This is a genomic window from Variovorax sp. F042, from assembly GCF_057814215.1.
In genome coordinates this window covers 227,515-247,997 of record NZ_JBVASX010000003.1, presented here as the reverse complement: position 1 = coordinate 247,997, position 20,483 = coordinate 227,515, and the positions used below count along the sequence as shown (strand labels likewise).

The following is a 20,483-nucleotide window of genomic DNA, read 5'->3' as shown; positions in this document are numbered from 1 at the left end:
GGCGGGCGAGTTCTTCGCGGCGCCACTTCGAGCGCCGTTTTCGTTTTCAACAAGTCCGACTTCCCGGAGGAGACAAATCCAATGACCGATCGTCCCTGGCTCAGCAGCTACCCGCAGGGTGTGCCCGCCGATATCGATGCCTCGCAGTACCCCTCGCTGGTCGCGCTCATGGAAGAGAGCTTCACGAAGTACGCAGACCGCACGGCCTACAGCTTCATGGGCAAGGACATCAGCTACGCGGAGACCGACAGGCAGAGCAAGGCCTTCGCGGGCTACCTGCAGGGCCTGGGCCTCGCCAAGGGCGACCGCGTGGCGGTCATGATGCCCAACTGCCCGCAGTACCCGATCTCGGTTGCGGGCATCCTGCGCGCCGGGCTGATCCTGGTCAACGTGAACCCGCTGTACACGCCGCGCGAACTCGAGCACCAGCTCAAGGACTCCGGCGCGAAGGCGATCATCATCATGGAGAACTTCGGCACCACGCTGCAGCAATGCATCGGGGCCACGCCGGTCAAGCACATCGTGCTGGCCTCCATGGGGGACCGCCTCGGCTTCCTGAAGGGCGCGCTCGTCAACTACGTGGTGCGCAACGTCAAGAAGATGGTGCCCCAGTTCAACCTGCCGGGCGCGGTGCGCTTCAACGACGCGCTCGACAAGGGCGCGAGCGCATCGCTCAAGCCCGTGGCCATCGGCCCCGACGACGTGGCGGTGCTGCAGTACACCGGCGGCACCACCGGCGTGTCGAAGGGCGCGGTGCTGCTGCATCGCAACGTGATCGCCAACGTGCTGCAGTCCGAGGCCTGGAACGAGCCGGTCATGAACAAGGTGCCGGCCAACGAGCAGCCCACCAGCGTGTGCGCGCTGCCGCTGTATCACATCTTCGCGTTCACGGTCGGCATGATGCTGAACATGCGCACGGGCGGCAAGCTGATCCTGATTCCGAATCCGCGCGACATTCCCGGCGTGCTGAAGGAGCTGTCGAAGCACACCATCCACAGCTTCCCTGCCGTCAACACGCTGTTCAACGGGCTGGCGAACCACCCCGACTTCAACACCGTCAACTGGAAGAACCTCAAGGTCTCGGTCGGCGGCGGCATGGCGGTGCAGGCCGCGGTCGCGAAGCTCTGGCTCGAGAAAACCGGCTGCCCGATCTGCGAAGGCTACGGCCTGTCGGAAACCTCGCCGTCCACCACCTGCAACCCGACCAACAGCACCGCCTACACCGGCACCATCGGCCTGCCGCTGCCGAGCACCTGGCTCAAGCTGCTCGACGACGACGGCAACGAAGTGCCGGCCGGCGAGCGCGGCGAAATCGCCATCAAGGGCCCGCAGGTGATGGCCGGCTACTGGCAGCGCCCTGACGAGACCGCCAAGGTCATGACGCCCGACGGCTACTTCAAGAGCGGCGACATCGGCGTGGTCGACGAGCGCGGCTACTTCAAGGTGGTCGACCGCAAGAAGGACATGATCCTGGTGTCGGGCTTCAACGTGTACCCGAACGAGATCGAAGACGTGGTTGCACTGATTCCGGGCGTGCTCGAATGCGCGGCGGTCGGCGTGTCCGACGACAAGACCGGCGAGGCCGTGAAGCTCGTGATCGTGAAGAAAGACCCTTCGCTCACCGAGGCGCAGGTGCGCGAATACTGCAGAGCAAACCTTACGGGTTACAAGCAGCCGCGAATCGTAGAGTTTCGTAGCGACATGCCGAAGACGCCGGTCGGCAAGATCCTTCGCCGCGAGCTGCGCGACGCCAAGAAGTAAGCGCTGAAGTAAGGGTTCGGCCCGGGTAGGGCCACGGCATCGATCTTGCATATTCGCGGGTCGATGTTTCGATTCCTACTGACCCGTGTGAGCCTGCTGGTGCCGACCTTCATCGGCATGACACTGCTCGCCTTCTTCCTCATCCGGCTCGTGCCGGGAGACCCCATTGAAACCATGGCCGGCGAGCGCGGGATCGACCCCGCGCGCCATGCCGAACTGCGCACCGCCTACGGCTTCGACAAGCCGGTGATCGTGCAGTACGGCATCTACATCGGCCGCGTGCTGCACGGCGACCTCGGCAAGTCGCTCATCACGCAGGACACGGTGATGAGCGAGTTCCTCGCGCTCTTTCCGGCCACTGTCGAGCTTGCGGTCTGCGCCATTCTTTTCGCGCTGCTGCTGGGGTTGCCGGCCGGCATTCTCGCGGCGGTGCGGCGCAATTCCATCTTCGACCACGGCGTGATGGCCACATCGCTCACCGGCTATTCGATGCCGATCTTCTGGTGGGGACTGCTGCTCATCCTGTTCTTCTCGGTACAGCTCGGATGGACGCCCGTGTCGGGGCGCATCGCGGTGCAGTACTACATCGAGCCCGACACCGGCTTCCTGCTGATCGACTCGCTGCGTGCCGGCGACGTCGATGCCTTCTGGTCGGCGCTGCATCACCTCATCTTGCCGGCCATCGTGCTCGGCACGGTGCCGCTTGCGGTCATTGCGCGCATGACGCGCTCGGCCATGCTCGAAGTGCTGGGCGAGGACTACATCCGCACCGCGCGCGCCAAGGGCCTGTCGCGCTTTCGCGTGGTGGGGCTGCATGCGCTGCGCAATGCGTTGATCCCGGTCGTGACCGTCATCGGGCTGCAGGTGGGCGTGCTCTTCACGGGCGCGATCCTCACCGAGACCATCTTCTCCTGGCCCGGCGTCGGAAAGTGGCTCATCGAGGCCATCGGCCGGCGCGACTATCCGGTGCTGCAGGGCGGCATGCTGCTGCTCGGCGGCATCGTGATGCTGGTGAACCTGCTCGTCGACGTGGCTTACGGCGTCATCAATCCCCGCATCCGGCGCTGAGCTCATGGCCTCGACACAAACCATTTCCACCGGTGCGAAAAGCACCGCCCCTCCCGGTCCGTGGCGCGAGTTCTGGACGGCGTTCTCGGCCAACCGCGGCGCGGTCATCGGGCTCGCCACCATCGTCTTCCTGCTGCTGGTTGCGCTGTTCGCGCCGTGGATCGCACCGCACGCGCCGAACGAAACCAACAGCGCCGTCTTCCTGCAGCCGCCGGCGTGGCAGCAGGGCGGCTCCGTCAGCTACCTGCTGGGCACCGACGCGATCGGGCGCGACATTCTTTCGCGGCTGATGTACGGCGCGCGGCTGTCGCTGTCGATCGGCGTCGCGGTGGTGGCGCTGTCGGTGGTCGTGGGCGTGGTGCTCGGGCTGATCGCGGGCTTCTTCCGCGGCGTGCTCGAGATCGCGATCATGCGGCTGATGGACATCGTGCTCACGCTGCCGAGCCTGCTGCTGGCCATCGTGATCGTCGCGATCCTCGGGCCGGGGCTGGTCAACGCAATGCTCGCGGTGGCCATCGTGGTGCTGCCGCACTATGTGCGCATCACGCGCGCTGCCGTCATCGCCGAGGTCTCGCGCGACTACGTGACCGCCGCGCGCGTGAGCGGCGCCGGCACGCTGCGCCTGATGTTCAGCGAGGTGCTGCCCAACTGCGCCGCACCGCTGATCGTGCAGGCCTCGCTCGGCATCTCGACCGCCATCCTCGATGCGGCGGCGCTCGGCTTCCTCGGGCTCGGCGCGCAGCCGCCCTCACCCGAGTGGGGAACCATGCTGGCCGATGCGCGCGAGTTCGTGCTGCGCGCGTGGTGGGTCGTTACCTTCCCGGGCATGGCGATCCTCGCGGCGGTGCTGGCTTTCAATCTTCTGGGCGACGGTCTGCGTGATGCACTCGACCCGAAGCTCAAGCGCTGAAGCAAAGGAAAGAAAAGATGCCTTTGCTTGAAATAAAGAATTTGCACGTCGAGTTCCCCACCCAGGGCGGCGTGCTGCATGCGGTCGACGGCGTGAGTCTCACGCTCGAAGAAGGCGAGGTGCTAGGCATCGTCGGCGAATCGGGCTCGGGCAAGAGCGTCACGATGATGGCGCTGATGGGCCTTGTCGGCTTTCCGGGCCGCGTGCGCGCGGACCACATGCGCTTTGCGGGAAAGGAACTGCTCGGCATTTCTGACAAGGCGCGCCGTGCGCTGGTCGGCAAGGAGGTCGCGATGATCTTCCAGGAGCCGACCACCAGCCTCAACCCCTGCTTCACCATCGGCTTCCAGCTGATGGAGACGCTGCGGCTGCACCTGAAGCTCGACAAGCGCGAGGCGAAGAAGCGCGCGACCGAGCTGCTCGAGCAGGTGGGCATCCCGGCCGCGTCGTCGCGCCTGGGCAGCTATCCGCACCAGCTCTCGGGCGGCATGAACCAGCGCGTGATGATCGCCATGGCCATCGCCTGCAACCCGCGCCTGCTGATCGCCGACGAGCCGACCACCGCGCTCGACGTGACCATCCAGGCGCAGATCCTCGACCTGCTGCGCGACCTGCAGAAGGAGCGCGGCATGGCGCTGGTGCTCATCACGCACAACATGGGCGTGGTCAGCGAAATGGCGCAGCGCATTGCCGTGATGTACGCGGGGCAGGTGATGGAGCACCAGCGCGTCGACCGGCTCTTCGCGTCGCCGCAGCATCCGTACACCGAGGCGCTGCTTGCTGCGCTGCCCGAGCGCGCCGCGCCCGAGGGTCGGCTCGCCACCATCAGCGGCGTGGTGCCCGGCGTGCACGACAGGCCCGCAGGCTGCCTGTTCGCGCCGCGTTGCAGCTACGTCACCGAACGTGCCTGCCAGGTGCGGCCCGCGCTGCGCGAGTGGCAGAGCGCCGAGGTGCGCTGCCACTTTCCGCTCGGCGAGCCGGGGCGCAAGGCGGCCATAGAGAGCGATCCGCCGAAGCAGCAAGCGGCCGAGGTGCTGTCATGAGCGAGAGCACATCGACTGAAGTGGTTGTCGAGGCGAACAACCTCCAGCGCACCTACGACATCCGCCGCGGTCTGTTCCGCGCGCCGTCGCATCTGCGCGCGGTGGGCGACATCTCGTTCCGCATCGAGCGCGGGCGCACGCTGGCCGTGGTCGGCGAATCGGGCTGCGGCAAGTCGACCCTGGCGCGCATGGTCGCGCTGATCGAGAAGCCCACGGCAGGCCAGCTCACGCTGGTCGGCGCCGACGCGGTGAACCCGCCGCCAGAGCGCAAGCGCGAGTTGCGGCAGGCTGTGCAGCTGGTGTTCCAGAACCCGTACGGCTCGCTCAATCCGCGCAAGAAGATCTCGACGGTGCTCGAAGATCCGCTGGCCATCAACACCACCATGGGCAAGTCGGAGCGCGCCGCCAAGGCCCGCGACATGCTCGCGCGCGTGGGCCTGCGGCCCGAGTACGCCAACCGCTATCCGCACATGTTCTCGGGCGGCCAGCGCCAGCGCATCGCCATTGCGCGCGCGCTGATGCTGAGCCCGCGCCTGCTGGTGGCCGACGAGCCGGTGTCGGCGCTCGACGTGTCGATCCAGGCGCAGGTGCTGAACCTGCTGGCCGACCTGCAGGCCGAGCTGGGCCTGGCGTACCTCTTCATCTCGCACGACCTCGGCGTGGTGCGGCACATCGCGCACGACGTGCTCGTGATGTACCTCGGGCACGCGGTGGAGCAGGGCCCCAAGTCGCGCATCTTCGCGCGGCCGCTGCATCCGTACACGCAGGCGCTGCTGGCCTCGACGCCGGGCCTGAGCAGTCAGCGCATCGTGCTCAAGGGCGAGCTGCCGTCGCCGCTGAATCCGCCTTCGGGCTGCGTGTTCAGCACGCGCTGCCCGCACGTGGCGCCGCGCTGCCACGAAGAGCGGCCGCTGCTGCGCATGCTCGACGAGCGGCTGGTGGCCTGCCACTTCTCCGAGAAGTTTCTCGACGGTGCGCCGCTCGTGCGCGCCGATGTTCCCTCCGCCGCCATCGCGATGGCGACGAACCCTTAACGTTCGCTTTTTCAACCGTGTCTCAAGGAGTCCACATGAAGACCCAGCCCACCGTTTCGCGCCGCTCACGAAGCCTGGCGCTCCTGGCACCGACAGCGCTTGCGGCCCTTACCCTGGCCTGTGGCGCAGTGTCTGCCAAGACGCTGGTGTATTGCTCGGAAGGCAGCCCCGAGAACTTCTACCCGGGGATGAACACCACCGGCACCTCGTTCGACGTGACCACGCAGGTCTACAACACCATCGTCGAGTTCGAGCGCGGCGGCACAAAGGTCGTGCCGGGTCTGGCCGAGAAGTGGGACATCTCCGCCGATGGCACGGTCTACACCTTCCACCTGCGCAAGGGCGTGAAGTGGCACACCACGAGCAAGAGCTTCAAGCCCACGCGCGACTTCAACGCCGACGACTTCATCTTCATGCTCGAGCGCCAGTGGAAGGAGAGCGATCCCTTCTTCAAGGTCACGAGCCAGAACCACTCCTACTTCAACGACATGGGCATGCCCAAGCTGCTGAAGACGGTGGACCGCATCGACGACTACACGGTGAAGATCGTGCTCAACCAGCCCGAGGCGCCGTTCCTCGCGAACCTGGCCATGCAGTATGCGGGCATCCAGTCGAAGGAATACGCCATTGCCATGCTGAAGGCCGGCACGCCCGAGAAGGTCGACCAGGACCCGATCGGCACCGGCCCCTTCTACCTCGTGCAGTACCAGAAGGACGCGATCATCCGCTTCAAGGCCTTCCCGCAGTACTGGGGCGGCAAGGCGAAGATCGACGACCTCGTGTTCGCCATCACGCCCGATGCCTCGGTGCGCTGGGCCAAGCTGCAAAAGGGCGAATGCCACGTCATGCCCTACCCGAACCCGGCCGACCTCGACGCGATCCGCAAGGACCCGAACGTGCAGCTGCTGGAGCAGCCCGGCCTGAACGTCGGCTACCTCTCGTACAACACCACGAAGAAGCCCTTCGACGACGTGCGCGTGCGCAAGGCCATCAACATGGCAATCAACAAGAAGGCCATCATCGACGGCGTGTACCTCTCCACCGGCGTGGCCGCGAAGAACCCGATTCCGCCCACCATGTGGTCCTACAACGATGCCGTGAAGGACGACCCGTACGATCCCGAAGCCGCCAAGAAGCTGCTGGCGCAGGCCGGCTTCCCCGACGGCTTCTCGACCGACCTGTGGGCCATGCCGGTGCAGCGCCCGTACAACCCGAACGCCAAGCGCATTGCCGAGCTGATGCAGGCAGACCTCGCCAAGATCAACGTCAAGGCCGAGATCAAGAGCTTCGAGTGGGGCGAGTACCGCAAGCGCCTGCAGGCCGGCGAGCACCAGATGGGCATGCTGGGCTGGACCGGCGACAACGGCGACCCGGACAACTTCATGTACACGCTGCTGGGCTGCGCCTCGGCCAAGTCGGCCAGCGGCAGCAACATTTCGAAGTTCTGCTACCAGCCGTATGAAGACCTTGTGGTGAAGGCCAAGAGCACGACCAAGCAGGCCGACCGCGACGCGCTCTACAAGAAGGCCCAGCTGATCTTCAAGGAGCAGGCGCCGTGGTTCACGATCGCGCATGCGGTGCAGCTGAAGCCGGTGCGCAAGGAAGTGGTCGACTTCAAGCTCAGCCCCTTCGGCCGCCACACCTTCTACGGCGTGGACATCAAGTAGCAGGTGGCTGCGCCCATCGCCATCGTCGCGGCAATGCACGAGGAGCTGAGTGCGCTCCTCGCGCAGATGCCTGACGAGCAGCGCGTGCGCATCGCCGGGCGCGACTTCTGGGTCGGCCATCTGCATGGCCAGCCTGTGGTCGCGGTGCTGTCGCGCATCGGCAAGGTCGCGGCGGCGGTGACGGCCACGATGCTGCTCGAGCGATTCGCCGTCGGGGCCATCGTCTTCACCGGTGTCGCGGGCGGACTCGCGCCGGGCGTGAATGTCGGCGACGTGGTTGTTGCCACGCAGTTGCTGCAGCACGACCTCGATGCCTCGCCCATCTTTCCGAAATACGAAGTGCCCCTGCTGGGCCTTTCGCGCTTCACGGCCGATGCGGCGATCAGCGACGCATTGGCGGGTGTGGCCGAAATGACGCTGCGTGATCCGGTGGCCCTGGTGGGGCAAGAGGCGGTCGACGAGTTCGGCCTCCAGTCGCCCAAGGTGCATCGCGGCCTGCTGGTGAGTGGAGATCGCTTCGTCTCGACCGCCGCCGAAAGCGAAGCGCTGCGCCTCGGCTTGCCCGACGCGCTCGCGGTCGAGATGGAAGGCGCCGCTGTGGCGCAGGTTTGCCATGACTACGGCGTGCCTTTCGCGGCCATGCGGACGATCTCGGATCGCGCGGACGATGAGGCGCATGGCGACTTCGCACGGTTCGTGGCTGAGGTCGCGAGCCGCTACAGCCTCGCGCTCGTGAACGCGTGGCTGGCCGGCCGGGACGCGAAAAGGGCCTGAGCTAAGGCGTGGCCCGCCGCCAATGCGGAAGGTCGCGAAGCAGGGGCGGGATCGACAGCACCAGCAGCAGGGCGGCCAGCGGCACGACGCAGACGAACCCCACGTGCTTGAAGCCGAGCGCGCCCACCGTTCCCCCAAGCACGAACATGCCGACCAGCCCGCCGCAGCGGCGCAACCTGCTGCGGTCGTGGCGCACCGGCAGGGGTGTCGACGGCATGCGCCGGTTCCAGTAGAGCATCTTGCCCAGCTCGATCCCCATGTCGGTGATGTTGCCGGTCATGTGGGTGGTGCGCGTGCTGCCGCCCGAGGTCTTCGACGCCACGGCGTTCTGCAGGCCCATGATGAACGACAGCAGCAGCACCGTGAGCGGCACCGCGAACGGCGTTGGCCAGGTCAGCGTGATGGCTCCCGCGAGTCCGAACGGAAACATCAGCGCGGCTTCCAGCAGCAGAGGCAGCGCATAGACGCCGTGCAGCCGGTGCTGCCGCGCCCAGTTCACCAGCACCGCGCACACCGCGGCGCCGCTCAGGAACGCCAGGATCGCGCCCAGCGCGTTCAGCAGCAGCGTGGCGTTGCCCAGCACCATGCCGTCCGCGAGCTGCGACGCGAAGCCGGTCATGTGCGAGGTGTACATGTGCAGCACAAGGAATCCGCCCGCGTTGACGGCCCCGGCATTGAAGGCCAGCAGCAGGCCGAGCGCGGTGTTGGTAGACGGCGCTCGATGGCGGTTGGTGAGGAAACGAAGTCTGCGCACGGTGGTCTCCCGGGGCGGTGTCGGTCGGCCCCGCAAGCGCTCAGTGTCGCACCCAGCGCCAGTCGGCGATATCGGGCATGTCCTGCCCGTGCCGGGTGATGTAGGCCCGGTGCTCGAGCAGCCGGTCGCGCAGGTGCTGCTGCACGTGGCCCGCCGTGTCGCGGATGCGGGGCACGCGATCGATGGCATCGGCCGCGAGGTGGAAGCGGTCGAGCCGGTTCAGCACCGTCATGTCGAAGGGCGTGGTGGTCGTGCCTTCTTCCAGGTAGCCGTGCACATGAAAGTTGCCGTGATTGCGCCGCTTGTAGGTCAGCCGGTGGACCAGGGCGGGATAGCCGTGAAAGGCGAAGATCACCGGTGCGTCGGTGCTGAAGATCGAGTCGAAGACCGCATCGGGCAGGCCGTGCGGATGCCCCGAGGGTGATTCGAGCGCCATCAGGTCGACCACGTTCACCACCCGCACCTTGAGGTCCGGCAGCAGCGTCCGCAGGAGGTCCACCGCCGCCATGGTCTCCAGCGTGGGCACGTCGCCGGCGCAGGCCATCACCACGTCGGGCGCCACGCCGTTGTCGTTGCTGGCCCAGTCCCAGATGCCCAGGCCCACGCTGCAGTGGCGCTCGGCCGCGGCGATGTCGAGCCACTGCGCCTCGGGCTGCTTGCCCGCCACGATCACGTTGACGTAGTTGCGGCTGCGCAGGCAATGGTCCGTCACCGACAGCAGCGTGTTGGCGTCGGGCGGCAGGTAGACCCGCACGACCTCGGCCTTCTTGTTGACGACGTGGTCGATGAAGCCCGGGTCCTGGTGGCTGAAGCCGTTGTGGTCCTGGCGCCAGACATGGCTGGTCAGCAGGTAGTTCAGCGACGCGACGGGGCGCCGCCAGGGGATGTTGCGCGTCACCTTCAGCCACTTCGCATGCTGGTTGAACATGGAGTCGACGATGTGGATGAAGGCCTCGTAGCACGAGAAGAAACCGTGCCGTCCGGTCAGCAGGTAGCCTTCGAGCCAGCCTTGGCAGAGGTGTTCGCTGAGCACTTCCATCACGCGGCCGTCGGGTGCCACGTGGTCGTCGCCCGGCAGGATCTCGGCGCTCGACATGCGGTCGGTCGCCTCGAAGACCGCGCCCAGGCGGTTCGACGTGGTCTCGTCCGGGCCCATGATCCGGAAATTGCGCTCGCCGGCGTTGAGCCGCATCACGTCGCGCAGGAACTCGCCGGTGACGCGCGTGGCCTCGGCGTCGACGGCGCCTGGCTTCGGCACCGCCACGGCGTAGTCGCGGAAGTCGGGCAGCTTGAGGTTCTTGAGCAGCAGGCCACCGTTGGTGTGCGGGTTCGCGCTCATGCGGCGCGTGCCTCGAGGCGCGAGGGCGGCGATGTCGGCGCGCAGGGCGCCGTCGGCATCGAACAGTTCTTCGGGGCGATAGCTCTGCATCCATTCCTGCAGCAGCGCGATGTGGGCCGGCTTCTCGGCAAAGCCGGTCAGCGGCACCTGGTGCGCGCGCTGCGTGCCTTCGATGCGCACGCCGTCCACCGTCTTCGGCCCGGTCCAGCCCTTGGGCGAGCGCAGCACGATCATCGGCCAGCGATGCCGCTGTCCGAAGCCGTCCGAGCGCGCCTCCACCTGGATTGCACGGATCGCATCGAGCGAAGCGTCGAGTGCGTCCGCCATCAGGCCGTGCATCAGCGCGGGGTCGTGGCCCGACACGAAGCGCGGTTCGTAGCCGTGGCCGCGCATCAGCTGCGTGAGCTGCTCGTCGCCGACTCGCGCGAGCACGGTTGGGCCGGCGATCTTGTAGCCGTTGAGATGCAGGATCGGCAGCACCGCGCCGTCGCGCGCGGGGTTGAGGAACTTGTTGGAATGCCAGCTGGCCGCGAGCGCGCCGGTTTCGGCCTCGCCGTCGCCGATGACGCAGCAGGCCAGCAGCTCGGGGTTGTCGAACACCGCGCCGTACGCATGCAGCAGCGAATAGCCGAGCTCGCCGCCCTCATGGATCGACCCCGGCGTTTCCGGCGACACATGGCTCGGGATGCCGCCCGGAAACGAGAACTGCGTGAACAGCCGCTTCAGGCCTTCGGTGTCGCGCGAGATGTGCGGGTAGACCTCGGTGTAGGTGCCTTCGAGGTAGGTGCTGGCCACCACGCCCGGCCCGCCGTGGCCGGGGCCGGCGATGAAGATGGCATCGAGGTCGCGCGCGTTGATGGCGCGGTTCATGTGGGCGTAGATGAAGTTGAGCCCCGGCGTGGTTCCCCAGTGCCCGAGCAGGCGCGGCTTGATGTGCTCGAGGGCCAGCGGCTCCCGCAGCAGCGGGTTGCCCATCAGGTAGATCTGCCCCGCGGACAGGTAGTTGGCGGCGCGCCACCAGGCGTCGAGCAACGCGAAGCGCGCGGGGATGGCAGGGGAGGGGGAATGTGGCATGGGGACGGCTCCGATGGACCGAAGCGGCGCCGGCCATCGGACCATCATGCGGCGCGCATGCGCACCGCCCTGTCAGGAAAGCGCCCGTGAGGCTGCGCGCGCCGGCGCGCCCCGCTCAGGCTACTTGAGCCAGCCGCGCCGGCGGAAGTACCACATCGGCACCAGCGCGCTGGCCGCCATCAGCACGATGGCATACGGATAGCCCATGGCCCAGTCGAGCTCCGGCATGAACTTGAAGTTCATGCCGTAGATGCTGGCGATCAGCGTGGGCGGCAGCAGCGCGACGCTGGCCACCGAGAAGATCTTGATGGTCTTGTTCTGGTTGATGTTGATGAAACCGACGGTCGCATCCATCAGGAAGTTGATCTTGTCGAAGAGGAAGGCCGTGTGGTTGTCGAGCGACTCGATGTCGCGCAGGATCTGCCGGGCTTCCTCGAACTGCTCGGCGTTGAGCATCTTGCTGCGCATCATGAAGCTGACCGCGCGGCGCGTGTCCATCACGTTGCGGCGGATGCGGCCGTTCAAGTCTTCCTGCCGCGCGATGGCGCCGAGCACTTCGCCGGCCAGCTCGTCGCTGACATTGCCCGAGAGCACCTTCTTGCCGGCCACTTCGAGCTCGTCGTAGATGTTCTCCAGCGTGTCGGCCGAGTATTCGGCGTCGGCGTCGAAGAGCTTGAGCATCACTTCCTTGGCGTCTTCGATCAGCCCCGGTGCGCGGCGCGCACGCATGCGCAGCAGGCGGAACACGGGCACGTCTTCGTCGTGGATCGAGAACAGCACGCCGCGACTGCGCAGGTCGGTGTTGTGCTGGTTGAGGATGAAGGCCACCCGCACGGTGCGCGGGTCTTCGTCGTCGTCGATCAAGAAGTCGGAGCGGATGTGCAGCTCGCCGTTGTCTTCTTCGTAGAAGCGGGCCGACTCCTCGATGTCCTCGTCCATCGCGTCTTCGGGAATGGACAGGCCGTAGTACTGCTTGATCCAGCGCTTTTCTTCGAGCGTGGGCGACTCGAGGTCGACCCAGATCGGCTGGAACTTGGAGAGCTCTTCGAGCGCCTCGATTTCTTCCTGAACGAGGCGGCCGTTGGCGAGCGTGAAGATGTTGAGCATTGGCTCACTCCCGGGAATGACTGAACGATGGGCGAGGGAGGGGCGCTTTCAATTCCCGGGCCCGACGTGCGCTAAGAAAAACGCGTCAGTGAAAGGGAGTTGAAAGCTGCCGAGACGGGGCGGTTTCCATTGGGAAGAATCTCCGGTTGCAGCGAGGCGCGATTATGTCACCGGCCACATGGCAGCACGGTGGCTGGACTGGACGGGCATACAGTAAAGTCGTGCCCATGCAGACCGCTGCGCTCCCCGTTTTTTCCGCTGCCGCGAAGACCCAGGCCGAGCGCCTGGCCGCCGCGTTGGCCACGCTCAACGACGCGCAGCGCGCGGCGGTCGAACATGGGGTGGGAGCAGCCATTGCCGAGCGTGACGATCGGCCACTGCTCGTGATCGCCGGCGCAGGTTCGGGCAAGACCAGCACGCTGGCGCACCGTGTCGCACACCTCATTGCCGGCGGTGTCGATCCGCAGCGCCTGCTGCTGCTGACCTTCTCGCGCCGTGCCGCGCAGGAGATGGAGCGCCGCGCAGGCCAGGTGCTGGCACGCGTGCTCGGCCTGAAGTCCGAAGCCCCGCCCGCGCTGCCTTGGGCCGGCACCTTCCACGGCATTGGCGCGCGGCTGTTGCGCGAGTACGCGCCGCAGATCGGGCTCGACGAGAACTTCACCATCCACGACCGCGGCGATGCCGAAGACCTGATGGGGCTGATGCGCCACGAGCTGGGCCTGTCTTCCACCGTCAATCGTTTTCCGCGCAAGGGCACCTGCCTGTCGATCTACTCGCGCTGCGTGAACACGCGCGCGCCGCTGGCCGATGTGCTGAAGGAGGCCTTTCCCTGGTGCGGCGAATGGGAGGCCGAACTGAAGAAGCTGTTCGGCGCCTACGTAGAGGCCAAGCAGCGGCAGAACGTGCTCGACTACGACGACCTGCTGCTCTACTGGGCCGAGATGGCCGCCGAGCCCGCGCTGGCTGCGCACATCGGTGAGCGCTTCGACCACGTGCTGGTCGACGAGTACCAGGACACCAATCTGCTGCAGGCTTCGATCCTGCTCGCGATCAAGCCCGACGGGCGCGGTGTGACAGTGGTGGGCGATGACGCGCAGTCGATCTATTCCTTTCGCGGCGCGACGGTGCGCAACATCCTCGACTTTCCGTCGCAGTTCACGCAGGCCGCGCGCGTGGTCACGCTGGAGCGCAACTACCGTTCGACGCAACCGATCCTCGATGTCTCGAACCGCGTGATCGCGCATGCGGCCGAGCGGCATGCCAAGACGCTGTGGACCGACAAGCCCTCGGCCGGCAAGCCGCTGCTGGTGCTCGTGCCCGACGAAGCGGGGCAGGCGCGCTGGGTGGCCGACAAGGTGCTGGCGCACCGCGAGGGCGGGCTCGCGCTGAAGTCGCAGGCGGTGCTGTTCCGCACTTCGACGCACAGCGCGGCGCTCGAACTCGAACTGGCGCGGCGCAACATCCCGTTCGTGAAGTTCGGCGGGCTCAAGTTTCTCGAGGCTTCGCACGTGAAGGACCTGCTCGCGGTGCTGCGCTTTGCGCAGAACCCGCGCGGTCGCATGGCGGGCTTTCGCGTGACGCAGCTGATCCCGGGCATCGGCCCTGTCACGGGCGCGCGCCTGCTCGATGCGATGGACCAGGCGGCCGACCCCGCTGCGGCGGTGCGCGACTTCGTGCCGCCTTCCGCGGCACGCGCGCAGTGGGCCGACTTTGCCGAGGCCTACGCCGCCTTGCGCGCACCCGCGCTGAAGTGGCCGGCCGATGTCGAGCTGGCAATGGACTGGTATCTGCCGCACCTTGAGCGGCTGTACGAAGACACCTCCGGCGTGCGGCGCGCAGACGTGGAGCAACTGGCGCGGCTCGCGGCCGGATATGCCTCGCGCGAACGCTTCCTCACCGAACTCACGCTCGACCCGCCCGAAGCCACCAGTGACCGTCCGGGCCCGCCGCTGCTCGACGAGGACTACCTGATCCTCTCGACCATCCATTCGGCCAAGGGGCAGGAGTGGAATTCGGTGCACGTGCTCAACGTGGTCGACGGCTGCCTGCCGGCCGACGTAGCGCAGAGCGCGCACGAGCTGGAAGAAGAGCGCCGGCTGCTGTACGTGGCAATGACCCGGGCGCGCGACCACCTGCACCTGCTGATACCGCAGCGCTTCCACATCACGCAGCAAGCGGCGCGCGGCGACCGGCACTTGTATGCCAACCGCACGCGCTTCATCGCCGATGCCGATCTCGAAGGCTTCGAGCAGCAGACCTGGCCGCCTCCGCCGGTACGCCCGCCGGCCGTGCCGCCGCCGAGCGCGGTGATCGACCTGCGCAACCGGATGCGCGCGGCCTGGCGCTGAATCGCTGAGCGGGCTGCTGGCCCTTCCGGTGGCAGGGTCACACGTGGACCGGGGCTGAAACATTTGTTCTCGAAGCGCTGCATCGCCTGCCCCATGAGCGCCAGCTGCTATTGATTCGCTAGCGTGTGAAAAGCTGCGCACGAAGCCGCAAAACCCCGGGCAACTCAGGTATTGCAATACCGTGACAGCTTGGGCATAGTGAATCGACCCACCCCTCTTTCCTCTTCTTCCCTTCCTCCCGTTCCCCCTCTCAAAACTCCCGTTTTTCGCCGGCCACGCTGCATTCCGTAGCGCGGTCATTTCCCCAACCGTCAATTCCAGGAGGTCATTCATGAATTTGACGATCAGCGGTCATCACCTCGACGTCACCCCTGCCTTGCGCACCTACGTCACGAGCAAGCTGGACCGGATCACCCGACATTTCGACCAGGTTGTCGATGTGAAGGTGATCCTCACGGTGGAAAAGCAGAAGGAAAAGGAACGCCGCCAAAGGGCGGAGTGCAACATTCACGTCAAGGGCAATGACATGTTCGCGGAGTCGAGCCACGCTGATCTCTACGCTGCGGTCGATGAACTGGTCGACAAGCTCGACCGCCAGGTGGTGCGCCACAAGGATCGCCTGCAGGACCACCATCACGCGGCGCCCAAGCGCGTGATGTAAGAGCCCCCGGCTCGCATCAAGGCCGCCTTCGGGCGGCTTTTTGTTTTCCGACTGTTGCGGTAGGGCTTTGGCAAGCCCCCAGAGGGAAGCACGAGGCCTCAGGACAACATGTAGACAGAAAGTAAATAGGGGGACTGGGGGTTTTTACCAAGCGGGTGCATAATCGCCCCCGCTCTGCACCCACCATGAATCGCCTCGCGTCCATCCTGCCGCCCGCTCAAGTGCTTGTGAGCGTTGACGCTACTAGCAAGAAACGTGCTTTCGAAGAAGCCGGCCTGCTGTTCGAAAGCCTTCACGGTCTGGGCCGTGCCCTCATCACCGACAGCCTGTTTGCCCGCGAGCGCCTCGGCTCCACCGGTTTGGGCCACGGCGTTGCCATTCCGCATGGCCGCATCAAGGGTCTCAAGGCGCCGATGGCCGCGGTGTTCCAGCTGGCCAACCCCATCGGCTTCGACGCACCCGACGAGCAACCCGTCGCGCTGCTGATCTTCCTGCTGGTGCCCGAAGCGGCCACGCAGAAGCACCTCGAAATCCTCTCTGAAATCGCCGAACTGCTGAGCGACGCCAGCCTGCGCGAACAGATCAAGTCCAGCACCGACGCTTCTGCATTGCACGGCCTCATTGCCGGCTGGCAGTCGACCCAAGTCGCCTGAGCGCATGTGTCGGCGCGTGCGGCTGCTGATAAGCTGCGCGGCACTTCTTCCCGTCACTCATCCAATGCCGGCGCCGGGCGCCGTCTCCTGAACGCATGAAGCCGACCGTCATCAGCGCCGATGCCATGTTCGAGGAGTTCCGCGGTTCGCTCCGCTGGGAATGGCTCGCGGGGCTCGGTGCTTCAGAGCGCCAGTTCGACCCGGAAGTCATCAGCCGCGCCCAGTCGGCGGCCGACCTTGTTGGCTATCTCAACTACATCCACCCGTACCGCGTGCAGATCCTCGGCGCCCGTGAGGTGGCCTACCTGACGCGCGGCAGCGAGGAAGACTGCGCGCGGCGCATCGCCCGCATCGTCACGCTGGAGCCACCGATGCTGGTGCTGGCCGACGGCCAGGCTGCGCCCGACGAGCTGCTGTCGATCTGCGAGCGCGCCCAGTTGCCGCTGTTCGCCACGCGCGAGTCGTCGGCCTTCGTGATCGACCTGCTGCGCGCCTACCTGTCCAAGCACTTTGCCGAGCGCACCTCGATGCATGGCGTGTTCATGGACATCCTGGGCATGGGCGTGATGATCACGGGCGAGTCGGGCCTGGGCAAGAGCGAGCTGGGACTGGAGCTGATCTCGCGCGGCAATGGCCTTGTGGCCGACGATGCGGTCGACCTGTTCCGCATCAACCAGAACACCATCGAAGGCCGCTGCCCCGACCTGCTGCTGAACCTGCTCGAAGTTCGCGGCATCGGCCTGCTGGACATCCGCGCGATCTTCGGTGAGACGGCGGTGCGCCGGAAGATGCGGCTGAAGCTCATCGTGCACCTCGTGCGGCGCGACAGCTTCGAGCGCGACTACGAGCGCATGCCCTCGGCGCCGCTCACGCAGGACGTGCTGGGCATCCCGGTGCGCAAGGTCATCATCCAGGTGGTGGCGGGGCGCAATATCGCCGTGCTGGTGGAAGCGGCGGTGCGCAATTCGATCCTGCAGCTGCGCGGCATCGACACGTACGCCGACTTCGTGGCGCGACACCACAAGGCGATGGAAAACTCCCGCGACGGGGACTGAAAACGAGGGAGACGGATCAGCGCTTCTTTGCGCAGTCTCCGCACAGGCCGTAGAGCGACATGGCGTGGTCCTGCAGGATCCAGCCCTTGTCCTTGGCGATCATCTGCTGGCGGCGTTCGATCTCGGCGTCGTAGAACTCCTCGACCTTGCCGCAGGAGGTGCAGATCAGGTGATCGTGGTGCGTGCCTTCGTTCAGCTCGTATACGGCCTTGCCGCTTTCGAAGTGGCTGCGCTCGAGGATGCCGGCCTGCTCGAACTGCGTCAGCACCCGGTAGACGGTGGCCAGGCCGATGTCGGAATGTTCGTTCAGCAGCACGCGAAACACGTCTTCCGCCGTCATGTGCCGTTGGCTGCCGGTCTGGAAGATCTCGAGGATCTTCAGGCGCGGTAGAGTGGCCTTGAGGCCGGTGTTCTTCAGTTCGTCGATGTTGGCCATGTTGGTTCCTGCGCCCTGGGGCTGCGGCAAAAAGGCCCCGAAAAAGGCCAGCCGCTACAATGGCCGATCATATCGCTACCCCCTTTTTCCTCCCATGCCTGCCATTCTCCAACGCCGTCCCTGGCTGCTGGTTGCTGCCGTTGCCGCAACGCTCTGCCTTGGTGCCTGCAGCGGTTTCAGCGATCGCACGCGTGGCGCGCTGGCCGCTGTTACACCTTACAAAGTCGAAGTGGTGCAGGGCAATTTCGTGTCGAAGGAACAAGTCGCGGCGCTCAAGCCGGGCATGTCGCGCCAGCAGGTGCGTGAAATCCTCGGCACCTCGCTGCTGAACGACGTATTCCACGCCAACCGCTGGGACTACGTGTTCACGATCCGCCGCCAGGGCGTCGATCCGCAGGAGCGCCACCTGACCGTGTTCTTCAATGGCGAGCTCTTGGACCGCTTCGAGGGCGATGAAATGCCCAGCGAAGAGGAATTCGTCGCCACGCTCGACACCCGCAAGAAATCGGGCAAGGTGCCGACGCTCGAGGCCTCGGAAGACGAGCTCAAGAAATTCGCACCCGCCAAGGACGATAAAAAAGCCGACGCCGCCGCAGGCACGTCGGCCTCCCTGCCGCCGCTGCCGGCCGCCTACCCCCCGCTCGAAGCCGCGCGCTGAGCGCAGCACAAGCAGCAGCGGGCGGCGCCCGCCGAGTCAGGCGGCGTCCGTCCCGTGTCCATGCATGCCATTGGCCGTTTCGAAATTTCGAAGACTGAATCCGCGTGACTGAATCCACCACCACTCCTTCCAGTTCCTCCACTGCGCCGCGCCGTGTCGCCGTCGCCGGGGCGTCGGGCCGCATGGGCCACATGCTGATCGAGGCCGTGCGCAACGCGCCCGACCTGCGACTGGCCGGCGCACTCGACATCGCGGGCAGCCCGGCCCTCGGCACCGATGCCGGCGCCTTCCTGGGCTTCGACAGCGGCGTGTCCATCGTGTCCGACCTGCGCACTGGCCTGAAGGACGCGCAGGTGCTCATCGACTTCACCCGCCCCGAAGGCACGCTCGCGCACCTCGCGGTCTGCCGCGAACTTGGCGTGCAGGCCGTCATCGGCACCACCGGCTTCAGCGACGAGCAGAAGGCCGAGATCGCCGAGATTGCGAAAGACATCGCGATCATGATGGCGCCCAACATGAGCGTGGGCGTCAACGTCACCTTCAAGCTGCTCGAAATGGCGGCCAAGGCCATGTCGACGGGCTACGACATCGAAATCATCGAGGCGCACCACCGCCACAAGGTCGACGCGCCCTCGGGCACCGCGCTCAAGATGGGCGAAGTGATTGCCGATGCGCTGGGCCGCGACCTCAAGGACTGCGCCGTGTACGCCCGCGAAGGCATCACCGGCGAGCGCGACCCTTCCACCATCGGCTTCTCGGCCATCCGCGGCGGCGACATCGTGGGCGACCACACCGTGCTGTTCGCGGGCACCGGCGAGCGCATCGAGATCACCCACAAGTCGTCGAGCCGCACCACCTACGCCCAGGGCAGCCTGCGCGCGGTGCGCTTCCTGGCCGAACAGCGCGCCGGCTTGTTCGACATGTACGACGTGCTGGGCTTGCGCTAACCAAAAGGACCGCCGATGAGCGTGCTCGATCTGCTGACCCATGGCGACGGCGTCAGCCGTTCGGTGGCGGCGCTGCTGCTGGCGATGTCGATCGCGAGCTGGGTCATCATTCTCTGGAAGGCGTGGCTGCTGCGCGGCGGCACGCGCGACGTGCTGCGCAGCATCGCGGCGTTCTGGCAGTCGTCCACGCTGGTCGACGCCGAGCAGAAGCTCAAAGCCTTCGACCGCGCGACGCTCGTGTCGCCCGCCGTGTCGGCCATCAAGAGCGTGGCCGCCGGTGCGCCGGCCGGCACGCTGGGCGCCACGGTCGACCGCAACCAGCGGCTCACGCGCGTTCTGCGCGACGCCCTGCACGGCGCGCTGCGCCGGCTGCAGGCGGGGCAGATCCTGCTCGCCACGGTCGGCGCCACCGCGCCCTTCGTCGGATTGCTGGGCACGGTCTGGGGCATTTACGGCGCGTTGACGGGCATTGCCGGCCAGACCGGCGGCTTCACCATCGACAAGGTGGCCGGACCGGTCGGTGAGGCGCTCATCATGACGGCCTTCGGCCTGGCCGTGGCCATTCCGGCCGTGCTGGCCTACAACGTCTTCGGCCGCGTCATCGGCCGCATCGAGGCCGAGCTCGAAGGCTTCGCGCATGACCTGCTGGGCAGCTTCGGCGCCCCGCCCGAGCCCGCTGCACCGCCGCCCGCGCGGCCACTGCCGGTCTGAGCACTCAGCACCATGGCCTTCGGTCGCACTTCACTGGGTAGCAGCGCCGGCGGCGGTGGACGTGCCATGGGAGCGGGCGCGCAGCGGCCGCTGTCCGACATCAACGTCACGCCGCTGGTCGACGTGATGCTGGTGCTGCTGGTGATCTTCATCATCACCGCGCCGCTGATGGCCAGCTCGATCAAGCTCGACCTGCCGCAGACCGACGCCGGCCAGCCCAACGACGCGCCCAAGTTCGTGAGCCTGTCCGTCGATGCCTCGGGCAAGGTCTTCCTGAACGACCAGGCCGTGACCGACGAAGAACTGGCCACCCGCCTCGAAAAGGCCGCTACCGACAACAAGGACACCGAAGTGCAACTGCGCGCCGACCAGACCGTGCCCTACGGCAAGGTGGTCGCGCTGATGGGCATTGCGAACAAGGCCGGGCTGAGCCGCATCGGCTTCGTGACTGAGGCCGAGCCGCCGAAGAAGCCCGGAAGCTAG

The 20,483-nt window shown here is 66.4% G+C and carries 19 protein-coding genes; 15 read left to right on the top strand and 4 right to left on the bottom strand.

What is annotated here, in order from left to right; translation table 11 throughout:
* Positions 1-81: 81 nt before the first annotated feature.
* The 7 genes from ACZYSP_RS13970 to ACZYSP_RS13940 all read left to right on the top strand — a co-directional run bounded on the left by ACZYSP_RS13970 (position 82) and on the right by ACZYSP_RS13940 (position 8,257).
* A complete protein-coding gene (locus ACZYSP_RS13970) occupies positions 82-1,761 on the top strand; it encodes a long-chain-fatty-acid--CoA ligase (protein WP_093076935.1) in 1,680 nt (559 codons plus the stop codon).
* A 63-nt stretch (positions 1,762-1,824) separates the two neighbouring features.
* Positions 1,825-2,829 carry an ABC transporter permease subunit gene (locus ACZYSP_RS13965; protein ID WP_093053963.1) on the top strand — a complete coding sequence of 335 codons (1,005 nt, stop codon included), beginning with the start codon at positions 1,825-1,827 and terminating at the stop codon, positions 2,827-2,829.
* Between the two features lie 4 nt (positions 2,830-2,833).
* A complete protein-coding gene (locus ACZYSP_RS13960) occupies positions 2,834-3,739 on the top strand; it encodes an ABC transporter permease subunit (protein WP_093053965.1) in 906 nt (301 codons plus the stop codon).
* Between the two features lie 17 nt (positions 3,740-3,756).
* Positions 3,757-4,782 (top strand): ABC transporter ATP-binding protein, encoded by a 1,026-nt coding sequence (locus ACZYSP_RS13955; protein ID WP_093076937.1) that lies wholly within the window; start codon positions 3,757-3,759, stop codon positions 4,780-4,782.
* Entirely contained in the window at positions 4,779-5,816 is a 1,038-nt protein-coding gene (locus ACZYSP_RS13950; protein WP_093053969.1) for a dipeptide ABC transporter ATP-binding protein, read from the top strand. Before ACZYSP_RS13955 ends, ACZYSP_RS13950 begins: the two co-directional genes overlap by 4 nt.
* A 35-nt stretch (positions 5,817-5,851) precedes the next feature.
* The gene (locus ACZYSP_RS13945; RefSeq protein ID WP_093076939.1) at positions 5,852-7,483 is read left to right on the top strand and encodes an ABC transporter substrate-binding protein; all 1,632 of its coding nucleotides are present in this window, start codon (positions 5,852-5,854) and stop codon (positions 7,481-7,483) included.
* Between the two features lie 3 nt (positions 7,484-7,486).
* Positions 7,487-8,257, top strand: a complete 771-nt coding sequence (locus tag ACZYSP_RS13940) for a 5'-methylthioadenosine/adenosylhomocysteine nucleosidase (RefSeq protein WP_093076940.1) — start codon at positions 7,487-7,489, stop codon at positions 8,255-8,257.
* A gap of 1 nt (position 8,258) precedes the next feature.
* On the opposite strand, the gene ACZYSP_RS13935 is transcribed toward ACZYSP_RS13940, so the two are convergent.
* The 3 genes from ACZYSP_RS13935 to corA all read right to left on the bottom strand — a co-directional run bounded on the left by ACZYSP_RS13935 (position 8,259) and on the right by corA (position 12,531).
* Entirely contained in the window at positions 8,259-9,011 is a 753-nt protein-coding gene (locus ACZYSP_RS13935; RefSeq protein ID WP_093076942.1) for a YoaK family protein, read from the bottom strand.
* 40 nt (positions 9,012-9,051) lie between these two features.
* Entirely contained in the window at positions 9,052-11,424 is a 2,373-nt protein-coding gene (locus tag ACZYSP_RS13930; protein ID WP_093076943.1) for a phosphoketolase family protein, read from the bottom strand.
* 120 nt (positions 11,425-11,544) lie between these two features.
* The gene (corA, locus tag ACZYSP_RS13925) at positions 11,545-12,531 is read right to left on the bottom strand and encodes a magnesium/cobalt transporter CorA (protein ID WP_093053979.1); all 987 of its coding nucleotides are present in this window, start codon (positions 12,529-12,531) and stop codon (positions 11,545-11,547) included.
* A 227-nt stretch (positions 12,532-12,758) separates the two neighbouring features.
* Between corA and ACZYSP_RS13920 the strand changes: the two genes are divergently transcribed.
* The 4 genes from ACZYSP_RS13920 (at position 12,759) to hprK (ending at position 17,248) form a co-directional block, all read left to right on the top strand.
* On the top strand, positions 12,759-14,879 hold the full coding sequence (locus tag ACZYSP_RS13920; protein WP_093076945.1) for an ATP-dependent helicase: 2,121 nt from the start codon (positions 12,759-12,761) through the stop codon (positions 14,877-14,879).
* A 331-nt stretch (positions 14,880-15,210) separates the two neighbouring features.
* Positions 15,211-15,540 (top strand): ribosome hibernation-promoting factor, HPF/YfiA family, encoded by a 330-nt coding sequence (gene hpf, locus ACZYSP_RS13915; protein ID WP_056515121.1) that lies wholly within the window; start codon positions 15,211-15,213, stop codon positions 15,538-15,540.
* Positions 15,541-15,725: 185 nt separating this feature from the next.
* On the top strand, positions 15,726-16,193 hold the full coding sequence (locus ACZYSP_RS13910; RefSeq protein ID WP_093053983.1) for a PTS sugar transporter subunit IIA: 468 nt from the start codon (positions 15,726-15,728) through the stop codon (positions 16,191-16,193).
* Positions 16,194-16,288: 95 nt separating this feature from the next.
* On the top strand, positions 16,289-17,248 hold the full coding sequence (gene hprK, locus ACZYSP_RS13905; RefSeq protein WP_093053985.1) for an HPr(Ser) kinase/phosphatase: 960 nt from the start codon (positions 16,289-16,291) through the stop codon (positions 17,246-17,248).
* A gap of 16 nt (positions 17,249-17,264) precedes the next feature.
* On the opposite strand, the gene fur is transcribed toward hprK, so the two are convergent.
* Positions 17,265-17,684 carry a ferric iron uptake transcriptional regulator gene (gene fur, locus ACZYSP_RS13900; protein WP_019655576.1) on the bottom strand — a complete coding sequence of 140 codons (420 nt, stop codon included), beginning with the start codon at positions 17,682-17,684 and terminating at the stop codon, positions 17,265-17,267.
* 94 nt (positions 17,685-17,778) lie between these two features.
* Between fur and ACZYSP_RS13895 the strand changes: the two genes are divergently transcribed.
* From ACZYSP_RS13895 to ACZYSP_RS13880, 4 genes are all read left to right on the top strand, one after another.
* On the top strand, positions 17,779-18,342 hold the full coding sequence (locus tag ACZYSP_RS13895) for an outer membrane protein assembly factor BamE (RefSeq protein WP_093053987.1): 564 nt from the start codon (positions 17,779-17,781) through the stop codon (positions 18,340-18,342).
* Positions 18,343-18,446: 104 nt separating this feature from the next.
* Positions 18,447-19,289, top strand: coding sequence for a 4-hydroxy-tetrahydrodipicolinate reductase (gene dapB / locus ACZYSP_RS13890; RefSeq protein WP_093076946.1), 843 nt, complete (start codon positions 18,447-18,449; stop codon positions 19,287-19,289).
* A gap of 15 nt (positions 19,290-19,304) precedes the next feature.
* Positions 19,305-20,000, top strand: coding sequence for a MotA/TolQ/ExbB proton channel family protein (locus tag ACZYSP_RS13885; RefSeq protein ID WP_093076948.1), 696 nt, complete (start codon positions 19,305-19,307; stop codon positions 19,998-20,000).
* 12 nt (positions 20,001-20,012) lie between these two features.
* Positions 20,013-20,483, top strand: coding sequence for an ExbD/TolR family protein (locus ACZYSP_RS13880; protein ID WP_093076949.1), 471 nt, complete (start codon positions 20,013-20,015; stop codon positions 20,481-20,483).